Genomic DNA, 19,078 nt, shown 5'->3' on the forward strand with positions numbered 1-19,078 from the left:
ATGAACTCTATTAATCGACGCACATTTCTAAGCCACGGCTTGGCAGGTATAGGATCGCTAGCCTTCTCGCGTCTCTGCGCTGGTGACAGCCCGCTTGCCATTCCCCACTATCGGCCCAAGATCAAACGGGTCATCCACCTCTGCATGGCAGGTGGGCCATCGCATCTGGAAAGTTTCGACTACAAGCCTGAGCTAGCCAAGCTGGACGGCAAAGCCATGCCTGAATCCTTCACCAAAGGGCAGCAGCTTGCCCAGCTTCAAGGAAAAGCACTCAGATGCATGGGCCCCCAGTGGAAGTTTTCCAAGCACGGCCAGAGCCAGATGGAAATATCGGAAATTTTCCCCCACATCGCCAAACACGCCGATGACATCGCTGTCATTCGCTCCATGCACACCGAGCAGATCAACCACGATCCTGCGCACACTTTCATGAACACCGGTTCGATCATTCCGGGGCGCCCTTCGATGGGGTCCTGGGTGTTGTATGGATTGGGAAGTGAAAGCCAGAACCTGCCCGGATACGTCGTCCTCACCAGTGCCGGGGGCGGCCAAGGCCAGCCCATTTCCTCGCGGCAGTGGAGTAGTGGGTTGCTTCCTGGGCATCTCCAAGGTGTGGAATTTCAATCCGCCGGAGATCCTGTGCACTACGTTAAGAACCCGAAAGGGATCACGAAAGCTTCGCAAAAAGATGTCATCAACGCGATCAATCGCCTCAACGGCATTCAATCCACGCGCGCGGAACACCACGACATAGCCACTCGCATCGAGCAGTATGAACTCGCCTTCCGGATGCAATCGGCTGTTCCAGAGTTGATGGACACCAAAGGTGAATCACAACAAACGCTCGATCTTTACGGATGCAAACCCGGTGACGGTAGCTTCGCCTCGAATTGCCTGCTAGCCCGCCGCCTCGCCGAGCGCGGCACCCGCTTCATCCAGCTCTATCACCGCGGCTGGGATCATCACGGACAGGTCAAAAGTGGCACCAAAGCCACAGCAAAACACGTCGACCAAGGCACTTCAGCCCTACTGACCGATTTGAAACAACGCGGCATGCTCGATGAAACTCTCGTCATCTGGGGTGGCGAGTTTGGTCGCACCCCCATGGCGCAAGGCAGTGGCCGCGACCATCACATCAAGGCCTTCTCCGTCTTCCTGGCCGGCGGTGGTATCAAGGGCGGCACCGTTTACGGGAAGACTGATGACCTCGGCTACGGAGTGGTGGAAAATCCCGTCTCCGTGCACGATCTCCACGCCACTATGCTGCACCTCTTAGGCCTCCAACACGAAGCGCTCACCTTCAAAGCGCAGGGTCTGGATTTCAAACTAACAGGCGTGGAGCCCTGCAAAGTGATCAAAGGTATTCTTGCTTAAGCGATCTGTCATTCGAGTGATTTCTGAAAAGCCCTGGGAGAGAGGCCGGTTTCTTTTTTGAAGGCGGCGGAGAAATAATGCACCGAAGAGAAACCGCACATTTCTGACACGATGGTGATGCTGTTCGCTTTTGCTGCGAGCTGACGCTTCGCCTCATCGATGCGTAGCCGATTGAGTTCCTCGTGTATTCCTCGATTGAGCGTCTGTCTGAAGCGGGTTTCTACGATACGGCGGGAGACTCCGGTGGCCTGCACAACGTCGGTTACGTTGATCGGCTGCAGGAAATTTTTCCGAATGAAACTGAGAGACTTGGCGACTACTCGATCAAATCGTTCCGGATGGCCAGTGCTGGCTCTACGGATCACTCCACGTGGTGGAATGACCGGATGCTGTTCAGTCAACGGAAGTCCGAGAATCTGTCGGTGTACCATTTCCGCCGCGACAAAACCGCGGTGCCAGTCGTTGAGTTGGATCGACGTCAGCGGCACAGGGGCAAGACTTGGAGTTCGCTGGGCACCAACCTCCAGCACGCACATGGTTGAGTCTTCAGGGATGCATAAACCATGTTCGATGAGATGCTGTTGAATTCCGTATGCTGAGCCAGCATGGGGTATACAAAGGCCGGAGGTCAGTCCCGCTTTCTTGTTCTCGGTGATCAGTTTAATCATTTCATCGAACTGACCAATATCCTCGAGAACTATTTTTTTGCATCGAACCGCTGCTTGTTTGGCTGCCAGATGAACACCCTCCGCAAATTTTGTGTCCACCCCGCGTGAGCCACCCTGTGCGTTGATCAATAGGCTGGCACCTGATTCGATCAGTGCGTTGGCCGCCAGCTTGCCACATGAATGATAATCCGGTGAGATACTTATCGGGTCGGACTTACCATGGATGAGACTGACTTTGGGTAGTTTCCATGAATGCATCCGCCTGAGGAGTGGAGGCATGTCCACAACACTGTAGATCAGGCCTTGCCAGTTTGGGTCCTTGGGAGTCCAGTCACCACGGACCGACCATCGGGCGTCTAAAGAGAGATCGTTTTCTTGTGTGTAAGCGTAGGCTCCATCGAGGACACGCGAGTTAAAGAAGTCCGTCACCAGACCGATTGTGCAGGCGGATTGATGGTCATGGTGGGTCATGCTGTTAGCGCAATATCTTAAAAACTATACGCAAGATCACAACGACAAAAATGCGTCTTTATGTAACATCAGAATCGACTCAAAGAATGATTATGAAATTCCATATACCTATTTTATCACTGTTAGCAGCGTCTTCAGCCCTTGCCGTTACTGTGGTCACAGAAAACTTCAACTATGCTGATGGCTCACTTGCAGGTTTCAATGGTGGAAGTGGCTGGTCTGGTGCATGGGGAGCGACTGACTCTACGACAGATCCTGTGAGCCAGTTCAACATCGTAAGCGGTGAAGCAATCTACACCGGCTATCAAGGTCCGACGCAGGAAATAGTGACCCAGAGCCGAGCGTTTACCGACTCATATACCATCGACGTAAACACCACCTTAACATTGACCTTTGACATCATAGTCAACGAGACACAACTGGGGCGCGGTGTTGGTATCAGTTTGACCGATAGTGGAGCTGGTAGCGAGGTTTTCATCGGCAAGCAAATCAACGAAGGAGGGTCGGCCAATGGGGTGCATTCGAGTATCGCCGCAGGCGGGCTTGATCATGTCGTGCTCAGTGGCTCTGGATCTGCTTCGCTCACTGCTATTTTTACTTCTGATGGGACAGATACATTTGTCTCTATCTCCGACGGGGTTGAAACGTTGAATGGTACGATTGCAGGCAGCCAGTTTACTTTTGATGGCTTGAATGCAGATGGCTACCATCGGCTGACGACTACCAACGGGATCGATAATATTTCCATCGATGTTGAAGTGGTGCCAGAGCCATCGTCCATAGCACTTCTCGGTTTTGGAGGGCTCGCGTTGATGTTACGCCGCCGCAAATAACTGTTGAGATAGACACATTTTCCAAGAGTCCGCACTCGTGCGGGCTTTTTTTTGCTTAAATAGAACTCAACGCTTTGTGACGACTAACCCGTTGACTGGGGCCTGATATGGCTTATTTGATAGTTCAGCTTTGATGCCTTATGAAAAACTTTCTGTTCTGTTGCTCTTGCATGCTCGCATCTGTTTCATCGATGCATGCGGCTCTGAATGTCACTGAAGTGGCATCGTTCCCTGCTGCGCCAGCGTTGGGGAATTCGGGTGGTGCTTCTGGGAATACCGCAGTGCAAGCAGGTAATTCGAAGGGGCAGACAGTGAGTTTGTCCGGCACGGCGCATCTTACTGGTGCTGTATTCCAGGTGAATAATCTGACAGCGGCGAGTGACATCACCCTCGCGATCTATCCCTCGGTGGGTGGCCTGCCGGATGGTGCAGCGGTATTTTCTGATAGCGGCACATTACCGGGAACCTTGACCGGTGGCGACTACGTGCAGATGGATTTCCAAGCACAAGTGAATCTGGCTGCTGGCGATTACGTCATCGTTCTGGAGACAACGAACTCCGATCTTTCGTTGAGGCTGAACAATTCCAATGGATACCAAGAAGGCCAGTTGGTTAGAAATAATGACAGCACGGAGGAGGAATGGGCTCCAGGAGGTAATGCTAACAGCGATTTGGTGTTCGCGCTGTTAGGATCGATTGATCCGCCGTCTCCTCTCACGATTAACGAGGTGTCGAGCTTCCCCTCGCCGACAGCTTTGGCCAACACCGGAGGATCATCTTCGAGCACTCTTATCGATTCCGGAAATGCCAAGGGGCAGACATTTACCTTTGGCGGTGCTGCCGAGCTGACAGGCATGGTGATCCAGATCGATCAACTGACCGTAGCTGATGATCTGACATTGGAAATTTATCAGACTTCCGGTGGCCTCCCAGACGGCGACGCACTATTCACGCGCAGCGGCACCTTACCGGCTGGGCTTGATGCCGGCGACTACGTACAGATTGATTTTCCCGAAGCTGTGAATCTTACGGCAGGGGACTATGCCATCGTTTTCAGCACCGTGAACTCTGATTTGAGCATCCGCTTAAATGGTGGTGACGGTTACACCAGCGGCCGAGTGATCCGGAAAAATGCTGATAGCAGTGGAGTTTGGGCTAACGGTGCGGTTGCTACGTCGGACTTTGTATTTGGGCTGCTGGGATCGATCGATGCCCCTCCCACACTGCCAATGGCATCCACCGGGCCGAACATTATTTTCATTCTCGCGGATGATCTCGGCTGGACCGATAACAACATTGCAGCGATGAACGGAGGTAATCAGTCGGATTTCTATCAGACACCGAGTCTAACTCGTTTGGCCAACGAGGGGGTGTCATTCACCTCTGCCTATGCCCAGCCGAACTGTGCGCCTACTCGGGCAGCCTTGATGACAGGTCAGTATTCATGCCGCAGCGGTAACGGAGTTTACAACGTGTCGTCACTGAATCGTGGCGGTGGTAGAACCACCTACACCACACCAGCCAATCAGGGGGATGAACACATTGGTGGCGATGAGGAAACGGTCACCATTGCTGAGGCATTTTATAATTCCGGTTATGTGACCGCTCACTTTGGGAAATACCACGTCGGCTCATCGAATGCTAATAATAGCACCCATCCGCTTAACCAGGGCTTCGACTATAACTATGGCGGCGGAAATCCGGGCAACCCAGGCGACTACTTCGCCACGGCTGGAAAATTTCACAACAATGTGGGGCCGGAACTCGATCCCTTCGCCGCTGACTACACCACTGCTTATATCAATGACAATTTGGTTCCTTACAATAATGGCAACAACCCAAGCTCATTAAACGGAACGAGAAAATTCCTTACCGATGCCATCGGTGACGCCGTTCTTTCGTTCATGGATCAGCATCGCACTGGGTCGATGGCGGCGTATCCCTTCTATGCCCAAGTGCACTTTTATGCCGTGCACACACCTATACAGGGACGACAAGATCTGGTGACCAAATACAATGGTCTGCCGGCGGGAACTCGCCATGATAATGCTACGTATGCGGCTTTGTTAGAAAACATGGACCATAGCATCGGTCGTATCCTCGACTATCTGGATGATCCTAACAACGATGACAACACCGCAGACTCCATCGCCGACAACACCCTGATTATTTTCACATCTGATAATGGCGGCCACATGGGACCGACCACCAATTTACCACTGCGCGGTCGCAAGGGCATGCACTATGAAGGCGGCATCCGTGTGCCGTTGGTAATGCGTATGCCCGGGACCATTCCAGCTGGCAAGGTGTCTGAGAGTATGGTGCATAGTGTCGATTATTACCCGACCATGCTGGACTTTGCCTCGGGCGTCTTTCCAGATGCCAGCACCCATCCTGTGGACGGGGAGTCGCTTCATGCGCATGTGCTCGACCCCGATAATGTGGCCCGTGATCGAGCTCCCATTTTTTACCACTTCCCAGGTTACATGGACAGCCGGACCTATGCATGCTCTGCTGTGATCAAGGACATCGGTCAGAAACGATTTAAATACATCTACGCCTATGACCCTTATTATGACCCGGGTAACGATGGCACCACGAACAATGCCACGAAGGGGTTCGATCAATATCAGCTCTACAATCTAACGGACGATATCGGTGAAACGGTTAACCTGATGGATTACATCGATGTGGAAAATTCCTCAGACCCGAACGACCCGTCGTCCAGCCGTGAATACTGGGATTACATTCTCTACAAAGACATCGCCAACGAGATGGCGGCGGACCTGAATCAGTGGCTGCAAGGCCCATCCGGTGACAGCACTTGGAATCCGATTTACTCCACGTATAAATCCAATTTCCCGGGCATTGCAGCGGAACTCATCGGCGAACCTACCGGGCCAGCACCAGCGTCAGTGGTCGATATCGACACCCCATTGGATCAATCATTTAGAGTCACCTCCAGTGCCGTCAATCAAGGCACTGGAATCACTCTGACCTTTTCATCCGAACCTGGATTTCGCTATCAGATTCAGGGGTCGTCAAATCTAACAAACGGGTCATGGGGTGATTTGGGCTCGGTGATCGAAGCCACTGGCAATAGCACCACACACTCGGCACCCGATCCTGATGCAGGGGAAGACCGGCGATTCTATCGCGTTGTGCTCAAACCTTAGTGAGCAGATACGAGTCGTAGAGGAGGTTAATAATTTAAACGTTGTTTAACCTGAATGGTTTACAGATCCGTAATTTTTGTATACGCTCATCTTCCCATTGAGAATCGGGTGGACACACATTGCCCGGAACGGTGGATTCCCTTACTATGAAATACGGAGTGATCTCGGACATCCACGCGAATTTGGAAGCGCTGACCAGCGTTCTGGAAGATGCGCGTGCTAGTGGCGTGAAACGATTCATTTGTCTCGGCGATATCGTTGGATACAACGCAAATCCGGCAGCATGCGTGGATATCATCCGCGGCTTGAACTGTGCCGTAGTCAAAGGAAATCACGATGCCTACGCATCCGGTGACGAGATTCCCGAGGGCGTGAACGGCAGAGCCAGAGCATCACTGGAATGGACCCGCGAGCATCTTAGGCCAGCCCAGCAGGAGTGGTTGAAAAATTTGCCAATGCAGCGTCGTGTGGGAGCCATGGAAATTGTCCACGCCAGCATGTATGAGCCGGAGAACTGGCACTACGTAGTCAATGGTATCGAGGCGATTCTCCATTTTCATTTTCAAAAAACAAAAATCTGTTTCTTCGGCCACATTCACCAGCAGATCTTTTTTTCCACCGAAGAACGGAGGACGAATAGAGACTTTGATAAAATCCTCCTCCACGGAGATCATCAGTTTTTCGTCAACGTCGGTTCAGTAGGCCAGCCACGCAGCGATGACAAACGGGCTGAGTATGTAATCTACGATACCGCGGAGCAAAGCATCGAGGCTCGGAAAGTGGAATACGATATCGATGAAGCCTGCCGGAAAATTCGTGAGGCCGGACTCCCTGAACACAATGCCCTACGCTTGCAAAAGCCGGATGAAGAAATCCACAAAGCTATGCAGGAGCAGATTTCCGCTGAATGTGAACTCGCTAGCTGATCCCCGAATACTATGATTTCAGAACAAACTATCGCCCCGCCAGAGACCTCGGCTCTTGTGGAACTCAGTGGCGAGCAGGAGGCTCCCGATGGGATTTACTCCGGATTCGTCGGTGAGAACGCCGCCTATTTCGCCCAGGCATTTGCCTCTCTCAATGAGGTCTTCTGCAATGAGGGTCCCATGAAAATTGTTAGCGACGAGGCCGACTACACGGTGGTCGTCTCCGTGCGTAAGGCCGATGGTGCATCCGACCATGAAGAAGGCGTGATGGATGTCGATTGTGCAATTCTTGAAGCGAATCAAGAAAGTCTGCGCGATTGTTTTGACGCACTCAATGAACTGGAGGAACTGTCATGATCGAAATGAGCACCATGAGCGACACACCACCATCCACCCCGGCGCCACCGAGAGAAATCAAACCTCCTCGTAGCATCAGCATGTCGATGACCGAGGAACCTATCAAAGTGGAAGAGGAAGACAACACGATCGATGACATCCGTGAACACCTCCAGCCTCTTTATAAAAGTGGCGAATTGCTCGGCTTTGCCATCTGCGATGGGGATGGGGAAATTTTCCAAAACGATACTTTTCTAAGCCATGAGGGACTGCAGAAAGCCATCACCGCCTTCCGTGAGAGCGGAGCCCAACTGGCCGAATCAGGAAGAGCTGTGCACAGGATGAGCGTGGAAATGGATGACATCATCTTGGTCTATCACGGTGTGAAAGCGGGTGAAGGACTATTTGTTCTCTCCAGCGATTGTCAGCTGGACCAAGCCTCTACTCTCATCGCGGCTCTGGCTGAATAGCTGCTTTTGCCAGCGGCCAGATTCCCCGTAAGCCGCCTTGTTCTGGGGCTCTCGACTCGTTTCAGCTTTATGAAATGGGATAACGGGCTGATGGTGAATCGTTAAGCCTCAGTGCCTGCGAATATAGAACTTCGGTGTTCTAGAAAGATTTCGTGATTGCAATTTGTGAAAAATCGAGGAGTCTCCGCCCGCTTTGCATCCCAGAAGTGCAATAGCGCACACAGCTCACCAAGATACTCATGACCAAGAACATCCGTAACATCGCCATCATCGCTCACGTTGACCATGGTAAGACCACCCTCGTTGACGAACTGCTGAAAGCCGGCGGCGCCTATGGCGAACACCAGCAGGCTGGCGAACGCGCCATGGACTCCATGGACCTTGAGCGTGAGAAAGGCATCACCATTAAGGCCAAGAACACTTCGGTCAAATGGCAGGACTACACCATCAACATCGTCGATACCCCAGGCCACGCCGACTTCGGTGGCGAGGTGGAGCGCGTGATGAAAATGGTCGATGGTGTGCTGCTGCTTGTCGATGCCCACGATGGCCCACAGGCACAGACACGCTTCGTGCTGCGCAAGGCTCTCCAGCAGGGGCTGACACCAATCGTCGTGGTCAACAAAATCGACCGCGATCACTCAGATCCAGAAGGCGTGCACGACCGCGTCCTTGAGCTATTCCTCGAGCTCGACGCCAGCGAAGAGCAGTTTGAAGCTCCCTTTGTTTACGGTTCCGCGAAAAACGGCTTCTTTGTGAAATCCCTCGATGATGACCAGAAGGACGTCATCCCACTTTTCGAAACCATCATCGAGCACGTCAAGGCTCCGGACTCAGATCCTGACGCTCCGTTCAAGATGCTCGCTTCTAACATCTCATGGGACGACTACGTAGGTCGTGTTGCCATGGGTAAGGTGCAGTCCGGTTCGGTGAAGAAAGGCGACAGCATTTTCCGCATCCGCAAGGACGGCACCAGCCAGCGTGGCAAGGTGACCAAAGTCTTTGAATACAGCTCACTTTCCAATCAGGAATCCGCTGAAGGTGTGGCAGGAAATATCGTGGGTGTTGCCGGTTTTGAAGACATCGACATTGGAGAAACTCTCTCAGCCGATGGCGATGCCGAGGCGCTGCCATTCGTAGCGATCGATCCTCCGACCGTGAAGATGCAGTTCTCCATCAACGACGGCCCTTACGGTGGTCGCGAGGGCAAACACGTCACCTCACGCGCCATCAGAGATCGTCTCGACCGCGAATTGCAGACCAACGTTTCCATCGAAGTCAACGATACTGATAAAGCCGGTGTCTTCGAAGTCGCCGCCCGTGGAGCCATGCAGATTTCAGTCCTCGTGGAAACCATGCGCCGCGAAGGATACGAGGTTCTTGTTTCCCGCCCCATGGTCATCACCAAGAGAAACGAAAACGGCGAACTCGAAGAGCCGTTTGAGTCTGTCTTCGTGGAAGTTCCTGAGGAATACACCGGTGGCGTGATGAAAGCCCTGGCCAACCGCCGCGCACGTGTGGAAGACATGGGCACCAATGCTCACGGCTCCACTATCGAGGCCACCATTTCCACCCGCGGACTGATCGGTTTCGAATTCGAGCTGCTGAACATCACCAGCGGTCACGGCGTCATGTCTCACCTGTTCAAGGAATACGCACCGCACTGTGGCGAAATCACCACCCGCACCACAGGCACCTTGGTCAGCATGAACACCGGCACCGCGATGGCCTACTCACTGTTGCCGATCGAGGCACGTGGCAAACTCTTCGTCGCCCCAGGTGATGAAGTTTACGAGGGCCAAATCATCGGAGAAAACCCACGCCGCGATGACTTGCCAGTGAACCCGGTCAAGGCCAAGTCCCTGACCAACCACCGCTCCGCCACCAAGGGCATTACCGTAGGCCTCGCGCCTCCGATCAAGATGTCCCTCGAGCGCGCTATCGAATACATCGAGGCCGACGAGCTTCTGGAAGCAACCCCAAGCCACCTCCGCCTGCGCAAACGCATCCTCGATCCCAACGAACGCAAACGCGCCGAGAAAGCCCGCAAGGCAGAAGCCGGTCTGTAAAAAGCTAGGCACATATTTTACCAACGGGAGGACTTCGGTCCTCCCGTTTTTTGTGGTGTGACCTTTCCGAAATCGTGAGGAAGAGCGCTGATAGCGCACATATTTTCGTTTACGGCATGGAGTGTGCTAGCACTTATTTTGACTACAATCTTTGCACAGAAATTTTGCCATGAAATTCATTACAATCTTAGCGATCTCTGCCACTTCTTGTTTGTTCACCCTTTCTGCCAATGCAGCGGTGGTCAGTTTTAGCCCAGCTGCTCCATCGGACACAGACGTTGACTGGAGCGATGGTACAGCTCCAAGCATCCAGAAATTTTTTGCCGGTGACTTGGGCGAAAACTTGAGCCTGAGAATGGATTTCACTGCCGGCGGCAGTTCGACCGGCCTTCGCAATGATGGCAGCGGCGGAGCACGTGGCTGGCAGCCTAACGGAGGAGGGACAGGGGTACAAGATTATCGCTGGACGAATGGTGAAATAGCTTATTGGACAGTGACTATTTTGGATCGGGACAACGGGAATGCAGATGTTACATCATCTTATTACGTGGATCTGGCTACCATGCAAACTACGAACGCCGCAGCTATTCCTGATGCAGCTACCATCATTCTTACCAATGGCGTATCGCAGACAAACACGGCACAGGCGCTTGCCAGTGGTGGTGAGGTCACACGAACATTCTCTGACTTCGATGGTAAATCAATGACTCTGACAATGACAAACAATCCAGCTAACGCACCACATTATTTTCGTATCGACACCCTTAGCTTCGAAGTGACAGCCGTCCCCGAGCCGTCCTCAGTAGTTCTATTCGGTCTCGGTAGCCTGACTCTAATCCTGCGCCGCAGGAAATAACATTTTTTTCTAGTGTGTTTGCTAAACGGGAGGACTTCGGTTCTACCGTTTCTTGTGTTCAGCCCTCTACGGCTTGACGTAAGGATGTCTGTGTCCATTCTCTCCGCGTGGAGGAAAACAAACATGTGCTTATCATCGGTGGCGGTTTTGCCGGTCTCGCCTGTGCCAAAAAGTTAGCTAACAAGTCCGGTATCCGGGTGACCTTGGTCGACAAGGAAAACCACCACCTTTTCCAACCGCTACTCTATCAAGTTGCCACAGCTGCACTGGCTGCTACGGACATTGCACGCTCGCTGCGCCAGTTGATGAGCAATGCCGCTAACGTCACGGTGCTCATGGATACCATCACAGGTATCGACGTTGAAAAACGCCAAGCCAGCTCTGAACTCCGCGTCTATGATTATAATTATCTCGTGCTCGCCACCGGTGCGCAGACATCCTATTTCGGTAAAGACGAGTGGGCCGAACACACCCTCGGGCTGAAGTCCTTGGATGATGCCTTTGCCGTGCGTCGCAGTGTGTTAGAAGCACTCGAACGGGCCGAGCTCAGTGAAGATCCGAAGGAGCGAGAGCGATTGATGACTATCGCCATCGTGGGCGGTGGACCGACCGGTGTGGAGCTCGCCGGTGCCTACTCAGACCTCGCACGACGCGCTCTGAAAACCAATTATCGCCGACTCGATATCAACAAACTCCGTGTTCTGTTAATCCAAAGTGGCGACCGCATTCTCAAACCCTTCGATCCTGATCAATCGGAATACACCAAAGAGCAGTTAGAAAAGGTCGGCGTTGAAATCATCCTTGGCCACCGTGTCACTGGTGTGGAAAAGCACACTCTCACCTTTGATGATGCACCTGCCATTCATGCCGAGACTCTAATCTGGGCGGCGGGGGTGGGGGCTAGTCCTCTGACTAAAATGTTAGGCGTGGAAACTGATCGAGGCGGTCGTGTTGTCACGAATCAGGATCTGACCATACCTGGCCACTCGGACATTTTCCTTGCAGGAGATGTGACAGCCCACATCGATGTCAAAGGTCAGCAAGTGCCCGGTTTGGCTCCTGCCGCCAGCCAGATGGGGAAATACATTGGCGAGCGCATCGTCACCCTGGTCAGCGCACCGGGCGAGCATCCGGGGGTTCCCTTCATCTACAAGGACAAGGGAATCATGGCCATCATCGGAAAAAACACTGCGATCGTAAAGTTGGGTAGCATGAAGCTGCGTGGCTACCTTGCCTGGATAGCATGGCTGTTCATTCACCTTCTTTTCCTGATTGGTTTCCGGAACAAACTATCCGTTCTTCTCCAATGGGCCTGGGCCTACGTGAAGGATAAACCAGGTGCCCGGGTCTTCAGCTCGAAGCCTTCATAGTCTCACGCCTCGTGCTCCTTACGGAATTCGCCGGGGGTGACGCCTACTTCGCGTTTGAAGAAGACAACAAATGGACGTGGGTCTGTGAAGCCAATGGCACTGGCGACTTCATCGATCGTCTTGTGCGTGGTCAGTAGTAATTTGCGCGCAGCTTGCAGGCGGAACTGACGTATGTCTTGCGCGGGAGTTGATCCGGTCAGTGCACGGTATCGTTTTTCAAAGGTGCTTCGGGCCAAGGGCAGCGACTGTGTCAGTTCATCCACGGTAAGACCTCTGCATGCCTTTTCGCGGATCATGGCGCGTGCTTGGAGCACGATCATATCCGGGTTGCTGCGGCCAACGGTTGACTCACGGACACGGATCTCACTCGCTTTGACTAGCTGATGGTGAGTGATAGGTTTTCCTTCGATCAGGTTGACCAGTGTCTGGATAGCAAGCTCGCCGATTTCTCTTCCAGGCATGACGATACTGGACAGCTCTGGAGTACAGAGACGCGAGTTAATGGAATCAAAACGGCCAAGGATGCCCACTTCCTCGGGCACCTGGAGGCCGAGTTCGGTGCAGTAGTCAGCGAGTAGGCGGCCGCGCATATCATGTGTGGTATAGATACCAATCCTGCGTTTTTTGCGGAGTAGCCGTTCCCTCAGGTCAGGTGCGCTTTCTTCCAGCTGTGACCAAGAACCGGCCTGAATTCCATCTTTCACCGTTAGCGACCAGTATGGAATGTTTCTCTCAGCGCACTTTTTTTCTAATAATTGATGAACCTCTTTGCCGGGATGAAGGGATTCCGTCTCTAAGTACCCGATTTCTTGGAATCCCAGAGCCAAGAAATGGTCCACCACGAGTGTGGCCAATGAATCGTTACAGAGTCCGATCGCAGGGAAATCCGTATTCTCGGTGGAAAAGACATTAACCACAGGTAGTTTCAGACCTTTCAGCCAGAGGGCCGGATATGCCTCGTTATCAAACGAGGCCAGCACTCCATCGGGTTGGTAATTATGGGGGAATTCCACCGCTGTGCTAAAATCCTTATGGATGAAATTCCGGAAGTTGCAATGGTGGCGAATCCCTCGGATTTCAAGAATCCCATACATCACCGAATGCAGGAAGGAATACCAATCTGGAAAAATGACGGCAATATCATAACGTTTTTCGGATTTCATGGTTTAAGGGGAGTCATTCTTCGGCGATGAAGAAAAAAATTGATAATGAATTATTCCTGCCGTCGTAGAGGACGATATGCTATGTATCACCATCCTATGAAAAAAACCATTCTCAATCTGTGCATCGTGCCCTTGGCTCTGTCTCTGTCTGCCAATGCGGCTGATAAACCTAACGTCGTAGTTCTATACTCGGACGATGCCGGATACGCCGACTTTGGATTCCAGCCGGTTTGTGCTCCGGAGATGAAAAAGCTCACTCCGAATATTGATACCATCGCAAGAGATGGGGTGCGTCTTTCTAACGCCTATATGTCCGGCTGCGTTTGCTCCCCCTCACGGGCCGGGCTGATGACGGGTCGTTACCAAGGACGTTTTGGCTACGATAATAACCTGCCTCCCGGAACCAAGAATGGTCTCGATCTGAAGGAAACCTTCGGGGTGAAGCGCCTGCAAAAACTTGGCTACAAGACAGCTCTGATCGGTAAATGGCACCTCGGCTACCCAGCGGAGTTTCATCCGAACGAGCGCGGTTACGATTGGTTTTACGGTCTGCTGCAGGGGTCCCGTGGATACTACCCCTATGAAAAAGCCTCCCCACACCGAGTGATTCTGGACAACAAGACTCCGACCAAGGAAGAGGGCTACGTGACTGATCGCTTTGGCGATGCCGCTGTGAAATTCATCACCGAAAATAAAGACGAGCCGTTCTATCTGTTCGTTTCCTTCACCGCGCCACACTCACCTAACCAGCCTAACAAAAAAGACCTCGACCGCATCAAGCACATCGAGAAAAAAGGCCGGATGAACTACGCGGGCCTGATCGTTTCTCTGGATGACAACGTGGGTAAAATCCTGAAAGCGATCAAAGACAACGGCATCGAGGACAATACCCTCGTCATCTTCACCAATGATAACGGCGGCCAAACCGCCACCGGAGCCGACAACGGCAAGCTCAAGGGGAAAAAAGGCAGCCTTTGGGAAGGTGGAGTGCGTGTGCCGTGGGCGATGCGCTGGCCGGCTAAAATCAAACCAGGCAGCGTCATCGACGAGCCCGTTATTTCCATGGACATTCTACCCACCGTCGTTGAAATGTCGGGAGCAAAGGTGCAAGATGACTGGAAACTCGACGGTCACAGCATCCTTCCGCTGATGACTGGTGAGAAGGAATCCCTTCCTGAACGCACCTTACATTGGCGTCAGCACGGATCAAAAGGCAGCATCTCTTTGCGCCAAGGAAAGTGGAAGCTGATCCACAATCGCGGTGAGCAAGGCTCTGCCCCGGAACTTTACGATCTCTCGAAAGACATCGGCGAGAGCAATAACCTCGCATCGCAAAATCCCGACGTGGTCAAAAGCCTCGGCGAGAAAATGGCGGCCTGGGAAAGCCAGATGAAGGAACCACTGTGGGGCGCCGGGTCACCTGGAAGTGAGAATAAGAAGACTAAAAAGGTGAAAAAAGCTTCGAAGTAATCAGGCATATCAGCCGCCTTGCCTTATGACATCTTTGAGCGTCTCACCCACGTAGATGTCATCGCATATCAAATTTCCTGACCCAACGGACATGAAAGCTACGGTCGATGTCTTGCGTAGGATGCATTACGCGCGAAGTGCGGCTCTACGATTATCTTACATACCAATATGAAAAAACTCATCAGCGTCGTCCTGTTTTCCCTCAGTCTCACAGCGGGTGCGGCGACCAAGCCTAACATTCTCTGGATTTTTGTCGAAGACCTCTCGCCATGGATGGCATCCTACGGTTACCCGGTGAATGAAGGCAAAACACCTGCACTCGATCAGTTGAGTAGTCAGGGAGTGCGTTTCAGCCGTTGTTTTGTGCCCGCTCCAGTTTGTTCATCCTGCCGGTCCGGTATGATCACCGGCGTCTACCAGACCACCACGGGCACCCACAACCACCGCTCGTCGAGGACACCTGAGTCGCTGATCGATCTTCCTGAGGGCATCAAGACCCTGCCGCAGATTTTCCGCGAGAATGGCTATGCGACATTTAACAAAGGTAAGGACGACTATAACTTCAACTACAAGCGCGAAGAGCACTACAGCATTGGAAATCCCAAGCCAAAGAAGGGCTTCTACGGCAAGAAAGGTAGTGGTGACTGGACCCAAGTTCCTGCTGGAACGCCATGGTTTGGCCAGATCCAATTGAATGGTGGAAAAACGGGCACGAAGGGCCTCAAGGACAAGGTGGACCCAGCCACGATGAAGGTGCCTGCGTATTTTCCAGATGAGGAAATGTTTCGTAAAGAATGGGCACATCACTATGATACCGTAAGAGTCACTGATGAGCATGTGAAGGGCATCATGGATCGTCTCAAGAAAGATGGTTTGTTAGAAAATACCATCGTCTTTTTCTTCTCTGATCACGGCAATAACCACTCACTACGCCACAAGCAGTTCTGTTACGAGGGAGGCGTGCACGTTCCCCTCATTATCTCAGGCCCAGGTATTCCTAAGGATGTTGTGCGCAAGGAACTGATGAGTGCGCTCGATATCTCAGCCACCACCCTGGCACTTGCCGGTATCGAGCTGCCCGATTACCTCGACGGCCAAGACCTTTTCTCCAAGGACTACAAGCCCCGCGACTACGTTATCTCAGCCCGTGACCGCTGTGACTATACCATCGATCGCATCCGTACCGTGCGCAGCGAGAAGTTCCGCTACATCCGTAACTTCATGACCGACCGAATCCTGCTGCAGCCGCAGTATCGCGATAATCAGGCCCCGACCAAACGTCTTCGCGAGCTACACGCCAGCGGCAAACTCGGCAAGGTCCCCGAGTGGGCTTTCTTCGGCAAGCGCCCGTCTGAAGAACTATACGATCTGGAAAAGGATCCCGATCAAATCAACAATCTCGCCACCGATCCCAACTACGCGGAGGAACTCAAAAAACATCGCGAAGTTCTGGAAGCGTGGATCAAAAAAACCGACGACAAAGGCCAGTATGGGGAGTCTAAGAAGAACCTCCGAGCTGTATACAAACGATGGAAAAACAAATGTGTGAACCCAGAGTTTGATTTCATCAAAGCTGAAGAGGGCAAAGCCCCTGCCGTAAAAAAAAACTAAGCGCCGCTGATTACCAGTCACGCAAGATACGTGGCTGGACCGTGCATGTGGAGAAATCGCTTCAGGGACACAAGCGTCTACCGGTCGCCATTAAGCTGCTGGACACCAAGTTCGGTGAGATTGAAAAATTGATTAATCCGGAGCTTCTGCCTCAGCTCAAGTCGGTGCCAATTTGGCTGAACAAGGATATTCGCACCGGCGCGTGTTATCACCCGAATCCCAAGTGGCTGGAGGCCAACGACCGGATGCCGGAAAAATGCCGCTGCATCGAGCTGCAGAACATTCATCATTTCATCGATTGGGAAAAGACCCAGCCGATGATGGTCTTGCACGAGCTAGCTCATGCGTTTCACCATCAGGTTCATGGATTTAAAAACCCCGTCATCACCGCTGCCTATAAAAACATCGTGGCCAGCGGCAAATATGAAAAGGTGAAGCACGTAAACGGCAAACTCCAGCGGCACTACGCGCTAAGCAACGAGAAGGAATACTTCTCCGAGTGCACGGAGGCGTACTTTGGTCGCAATGATTTTTATCCTTTCACCCGCGAGGAACTAAAGGCTTTTGATCCACAGGGGTATGCGATGGTGGAAACCGTCTGGAAGGTTAAAAAGTAGTCCCATGAGGCGTGTGTGCATCTCATTGTTAGCCACCCTCTTGATTCTAGGAGGAGTTGTATTTGTACAGCAACGAGAGGAGATTCAAAATACGCAAGAGGACGTTCCTAAATCCTACGTCAATACCTACCTAACAACATGTGCCGCCTGTCATGGAGAGCGGGGCGAAGGGAACCGGGAAACCATGGCTCCTGCCATTGCGGCATTGCCTCGTTGGTACATTCAACAGCAGATATGGAGCATTCACTCAGGGCGAAGAGGAACCCACCCAATGGACGTAACAGGGGCAGGAATGCGCACGGTGCTGATGTCCCTGGATCCGGAGGAGATTGATGAGGCCGTGGATTATTTGATGGCATTGCCCGTGCCGGAGGTTGTCCACGAAATCGAAGGAGACCTTGAAAGAGGTGCCTCGCTATACAAAGAGCACTGCATGATCTGCCATCGATTTAATGGTCACGGAGAGCAGGCATTTCTCAGCGCTCCGCTAACAGGTTTGCAAGACTGGTATCTGTATGAGCAAATGAAAAAATTCCAAAACGGGAGTAGGGGATACCACCCAGATGACGAACTTGGTGCCAAGATGAAACAGGCGGCTTCGCAATTAGAATCCGATCAAGATCTGAGAGATATTATAAGTTACATTTCGACCCTCTCGAATAATTACCCCATTAAAAAATCTGACTCTACGGTCATGTCGGTCGATCCAGATGAAGCGGGTGATCCTACTCGTTAATCCAAACACAATCATTCGATGCTCATTCCCTTGTCGTCCCATTCAGGATCTCCAGGTTCGATGCTGATGATCGATGATTTGCCGTCCTGAACCTTGGACTTGACCCTGATGTATTGGACTTTCCCGTCGATCTGAACAGCTTCCTGTTTAACAGAGAACGCATATTCGAATCCCTTGCCGTTCCATGTGTAGACAGTTCCGGTAAAAATCGCACCACTGTGACCTCCGGTAAAGACGGAGTTCACTCGTTTTGTCTTTGGATCAGGATAGGGATAGATCAATCCAGACAAGGTCTTGTCTTTGACGTGTTTCCCCAGTTTTGGGTCGAAAATGTAAACGTCAAACTGACTGGATTTGGCATCAGACACTACACGGACGCGGTAATCCATATGTCCATCAAAGTTGTAATCGTATTCCTCTGGTGCGGCATTCGCGGAAGCCGCTGCTAGCATGGTGAAGAGTAAAGTAGACCTTATCATAGTAGTGATACTGCCATCTGTTAAACGGCCTTTCTTGAATCAGTGAATTATGGTGCTCGTTAGCTGACAACAAAACGATTTAACCGGGGCCGTGGATGTATGACCACACCAGGAGAACCATGATGGACGTGAAAATGACCAAGGCTATCCACGAGGCGACAGATTTATATCGCCTGACCTCGCCGCAATCCAGGCAGACTGAGGATCGGCGGGAAAAGGCACCTCTGGCTAACAGGAAGAACCATCCGAAAGCAATTGTAGCGAAAATGTTAGGCCTCGCACGCAGCACCGAATCGATCGACGTATTGGCACTGCCACAACTTAGACACGGAGGCCCGGTTAAGGCCACCTCTTCGCGAGGTGGTGCTGGTGGAACATCGGTCTCTTCCCTGACTTCCGTTTTTGGCGATTCGTAAGGATCCATCCTATTGATAAGGTTGACTCAGAAGGTTT

General features: G+C 52.2%; 17 protein-coding genes. 14 read left to right on the plus strand and 3 right to left on the minus strand.

Features of this window, described 5'->3' with window-relative positions; all coding sequences use genetic code 11:
• Nucleotides 1–1,374 (plus strand): DUF1501 domain-containing protein, encoded by a 1,374-nt coding sequence (locus ACSPJT_RS14215; protein ID WP_435893226.1) that lies wholly within the window; start codon nucleotides 1–3, stop codon nucleotides 1,372–1,374.
• Nucleotides 1,375–1,382: 8 nt separating this feature from the next.
• Here ACSPJT_RS14215 and ACSPJT_RS14220 read toward each other — a convergent pair whose 3' ends face one another.
• Nucleotides 1,383–2,513 (minus strand): AraC family transcriptional regulator, encoded by a 1,131-nt coding sequence (locus tag ACSPJT_RS14220; protein ID WP_435893227.1) that lies wholly within the window; start codon nucleotides 2,511–2,513, stop codon nucleotides 1,383–1,385.
• A gap of 92 nt (nucleotides 2,514–2,605) precedes the next feature.
• On the opposite strand from ACSPJT_RS14220, the gene ACSPJT_RS14225 reads away from it, so the two are divergent.
• From ACSPJT_RS14225 to ACSPJT_RS14260, 8 genes are all read left to right on the plus strand, one after another.
• Nucleotides 2,606–3,346, plus strand: coding sequence for a PEP-CTERM sorting domain-containing protein (locus ACSPJT_RS14225; RefSeq protein ID WP_435893228.1), 741 nt, complete (start codon nucleotides 2,606–2,608; stop codon nucleotides 3,344–3,346).
• A 140-nt stretch (nucleotides 3,347–3,486) separates the two neighbouring features.
• Nucleotides 3,487–6,522, plus strand: coding sequence for a sulfatase-like hydrolase/transferase (locus ACSPJT_RS14230; protein WP_435893229.1), 3,036 nt, complete (start codon nucleotides 3,487–3,489; stop codon nucleotides 6,520–6,522).
• Nucleotides 6,523–6,668: 146 nt separating this feature from the next.
• Nucleotides 6,669–7,448, plus strand: coding sequence for a metallophosphoesterase family protein (locus ACSPJT_RS14235; RefSeq protein ID WP_435893230.1), 780 nt, complete (start codon nucleotides 6,669–6,671; stop codon nucleotides 7,446–7,448).
• A 12-nt stretch (nucleotides 7,449–7,460) separates the two neighbouring features.
• Nucleotides 7,461–7,805 carry a hypothetical protein gene (locus ACSPJT_RS14240; RefSeq protein WP_435893231.1) on the plus strand — a complete coding sequence of 115 codons (345 nt, stop codon included), beginning with the start codon at nucleotides 7,461–7,463 and terminating at the stop codon, nucleotides 7,803–7,805.
• Nucleotides 7,806–7,819: 14 nt separating this feature from the next.
• Complete coding sequence (locus ACSPJT_RS14245; RefSeq protein WP_435893232.1) at nucleotides 7,820–8,254, plus strand: hypothetical protein; 435 nt, start codon at nucleotides 7,820–7,822, stop codon at nucleotides 8,252–8,254.
• Between the two features lie 239 nt (nucleotides 8,255–8,493).
• The gene (gene typA, locus ACSPJT_RS14250) at nucleotides 8,494–10,323 is read left to right on the plus strand and encodes a translational GTPase TypA (RefSeq protein ID WP_435893233.1); all 1,830 of its coding nucleotides are present in this window, start codon (nucleotides 8,494–8,496) and stop codon (nucleotides 10,321–10,323) included.
• 169 nt (nucleotides 10,324–10,492) lie between these two features.
• The gene (locus tag ACSPJT_RS14255; RefSeq protein WP_435893234.1) at nucleotides 10,493–11,179 is read left to right on the plus strand and encodes a PEP-CTERM sorting domain-containing protein; all 687 of its coding nucleotides are present in this window, start codon (nucleotides 10,493–10,495) and stop codon (nucleotides 11,177–11,179) included.
• A 107-nt stretch (nucleotides 11,180–11,286) separates the two neighbouring features.
• Complete coding sequence (locus ACSPJT_RS14260) at nucleotides 11,287–12,549, plus strand: NAD(P)/FAD-dependent oxidoreductase (protein ID WP_435893235.1); 1,263 nt, start codon at nucleotides 11,287–11,289, stop codon at nucleotides 12,547–12,549.
• A gap of 2 nt (nucleotides 12,550–12,551) precedes the next feature.
• Here the strand turns inward: ACSPJT_RS14260 and ACSPJT_RS14265 are convergent, their stop codons facing one another.
• Nucleotides 12,552–13,712: a substrate-binding domain-containing protein gene (locus ACSPJT_RS14265; protein WP_435893236.1), complete on the minus strand. Its 1,161-nt coding sequence runs from the start codon at nucleotides 13,710–13,712 to the stop codon at nucleotides 12,552–12,554.
• A 96-nt stretch (nucleotides 13,713–13,808) separates the two neighbouring features.
• Here ACSPJT_RS14265 and ACSPJT_RS14270 point away from each other — a divergent pair, with 96 nt between their 5' ends.
• The 4 genes from ACSPJT_RS14270 (at nucleotide 13,809) to ACSPJT_RS14285 (ending at nucleotide 18,146) form a co-directional block, all read left to right on the plus strand.
• Nucleotides 13,809–15,182, plus strand: coding sequence for a sulfatase (locus tag ACSPJT_RS14270; protein ID WP_435893237.1), 1,374 nt, complete (start codon nucleotides 13,809–13,811; stop codon nucleotides 15,180–15,182).
• A 168-nt stretch (nucleotides 15,183–15,350) separates the two neighbouring features.
• A complete protein-coding gene (locus ACSPJT_RS14275) occupies nucleotides 15,351–16,793 on the plus strand; it encodes a sulfatase family protein (RefSeq protein ID WP_435893238.1) in 1,443 nt (480 codons plus the stop codon).
• A gap of 47 nt (nucleotides 16,794–16,840) precedes the next feature.
• Nucleotides 16,841–17,410 carry a metallopeptidase gene (locus ACSPJT_RS14280; protein ID WP_435893239.1) on the plus strand — a complete coding sequence of 190 codons (570 nt, stop codon included), beginning with the start codon at nucleotides 16,841–16,843 and terminating at the stop codon, nucleotides 17,408–17,410.
• Between the two features lie 4 nt (nucleotides 17,411–17,414).
• Nucleotides 17,415–18,146, plus strand: a complete 732-nt coding sequence (locus ACSPJT_RS14285) for a c-type cytochrome (RefSeq protein ID WP_435893240.1) — start codon at nucleotides 17,415–17,417, stop codon at nucleotides 18,144–18,146.
• Nucleotides 18,147–18,157: 11 nt separating this feature from the next.
• Here the strand turns inward: ACSPJT_RS14285 and ACSPJT_RS14290 are convergent, their stop codons facing one another.
• The gene (locus tag ACSPJT_RS14290) at nucleotides 18,158–18,625 is read right to left on the minus strand and encodes an XAC2610-related protein (protein ID WP_435893241.1); all 468 of its coding nucleotides are present in this window, start codon (nucleotides 18,623–18,625) and stop codon (nucleotides 18,158–18,160) included.
• A 119-nt stretch (nucleotides 18,626–18,744) separates the two neighbouring features.
• Here ACSPJT_RS14290 and ACSPJT_RS14295 point away from each other — a divergent pair, with 119 nt between their 5' ends.
• Nucleotides 18,745–19,041 carry a hypothetical protein gene (locus ACSPJT_RS14295; protein ID WP_435893242.1) on the plus strand — a complete coding sequence of 99 codons (297 nt, stop codon included), beginning with the start codon at nucleotides 18,745–18,747 and terminating at the stop codon, nucleotides 19,039–19,041.
• Nucleotides 19,042–19,078: the final 37 nt, after the last annotated feature.

The sequence above is a fragment of the Oceaniferula spumae genome (genome assembly GCF_042849255.1).
Classification (GTDB): domain Bacteria; phylum Verrucomicrobiota; class Verrucomicrobiia; order Verrucomicrobiales; family Akkermansiaceae; genus Oceaniferula; species Oceaniferula spumae.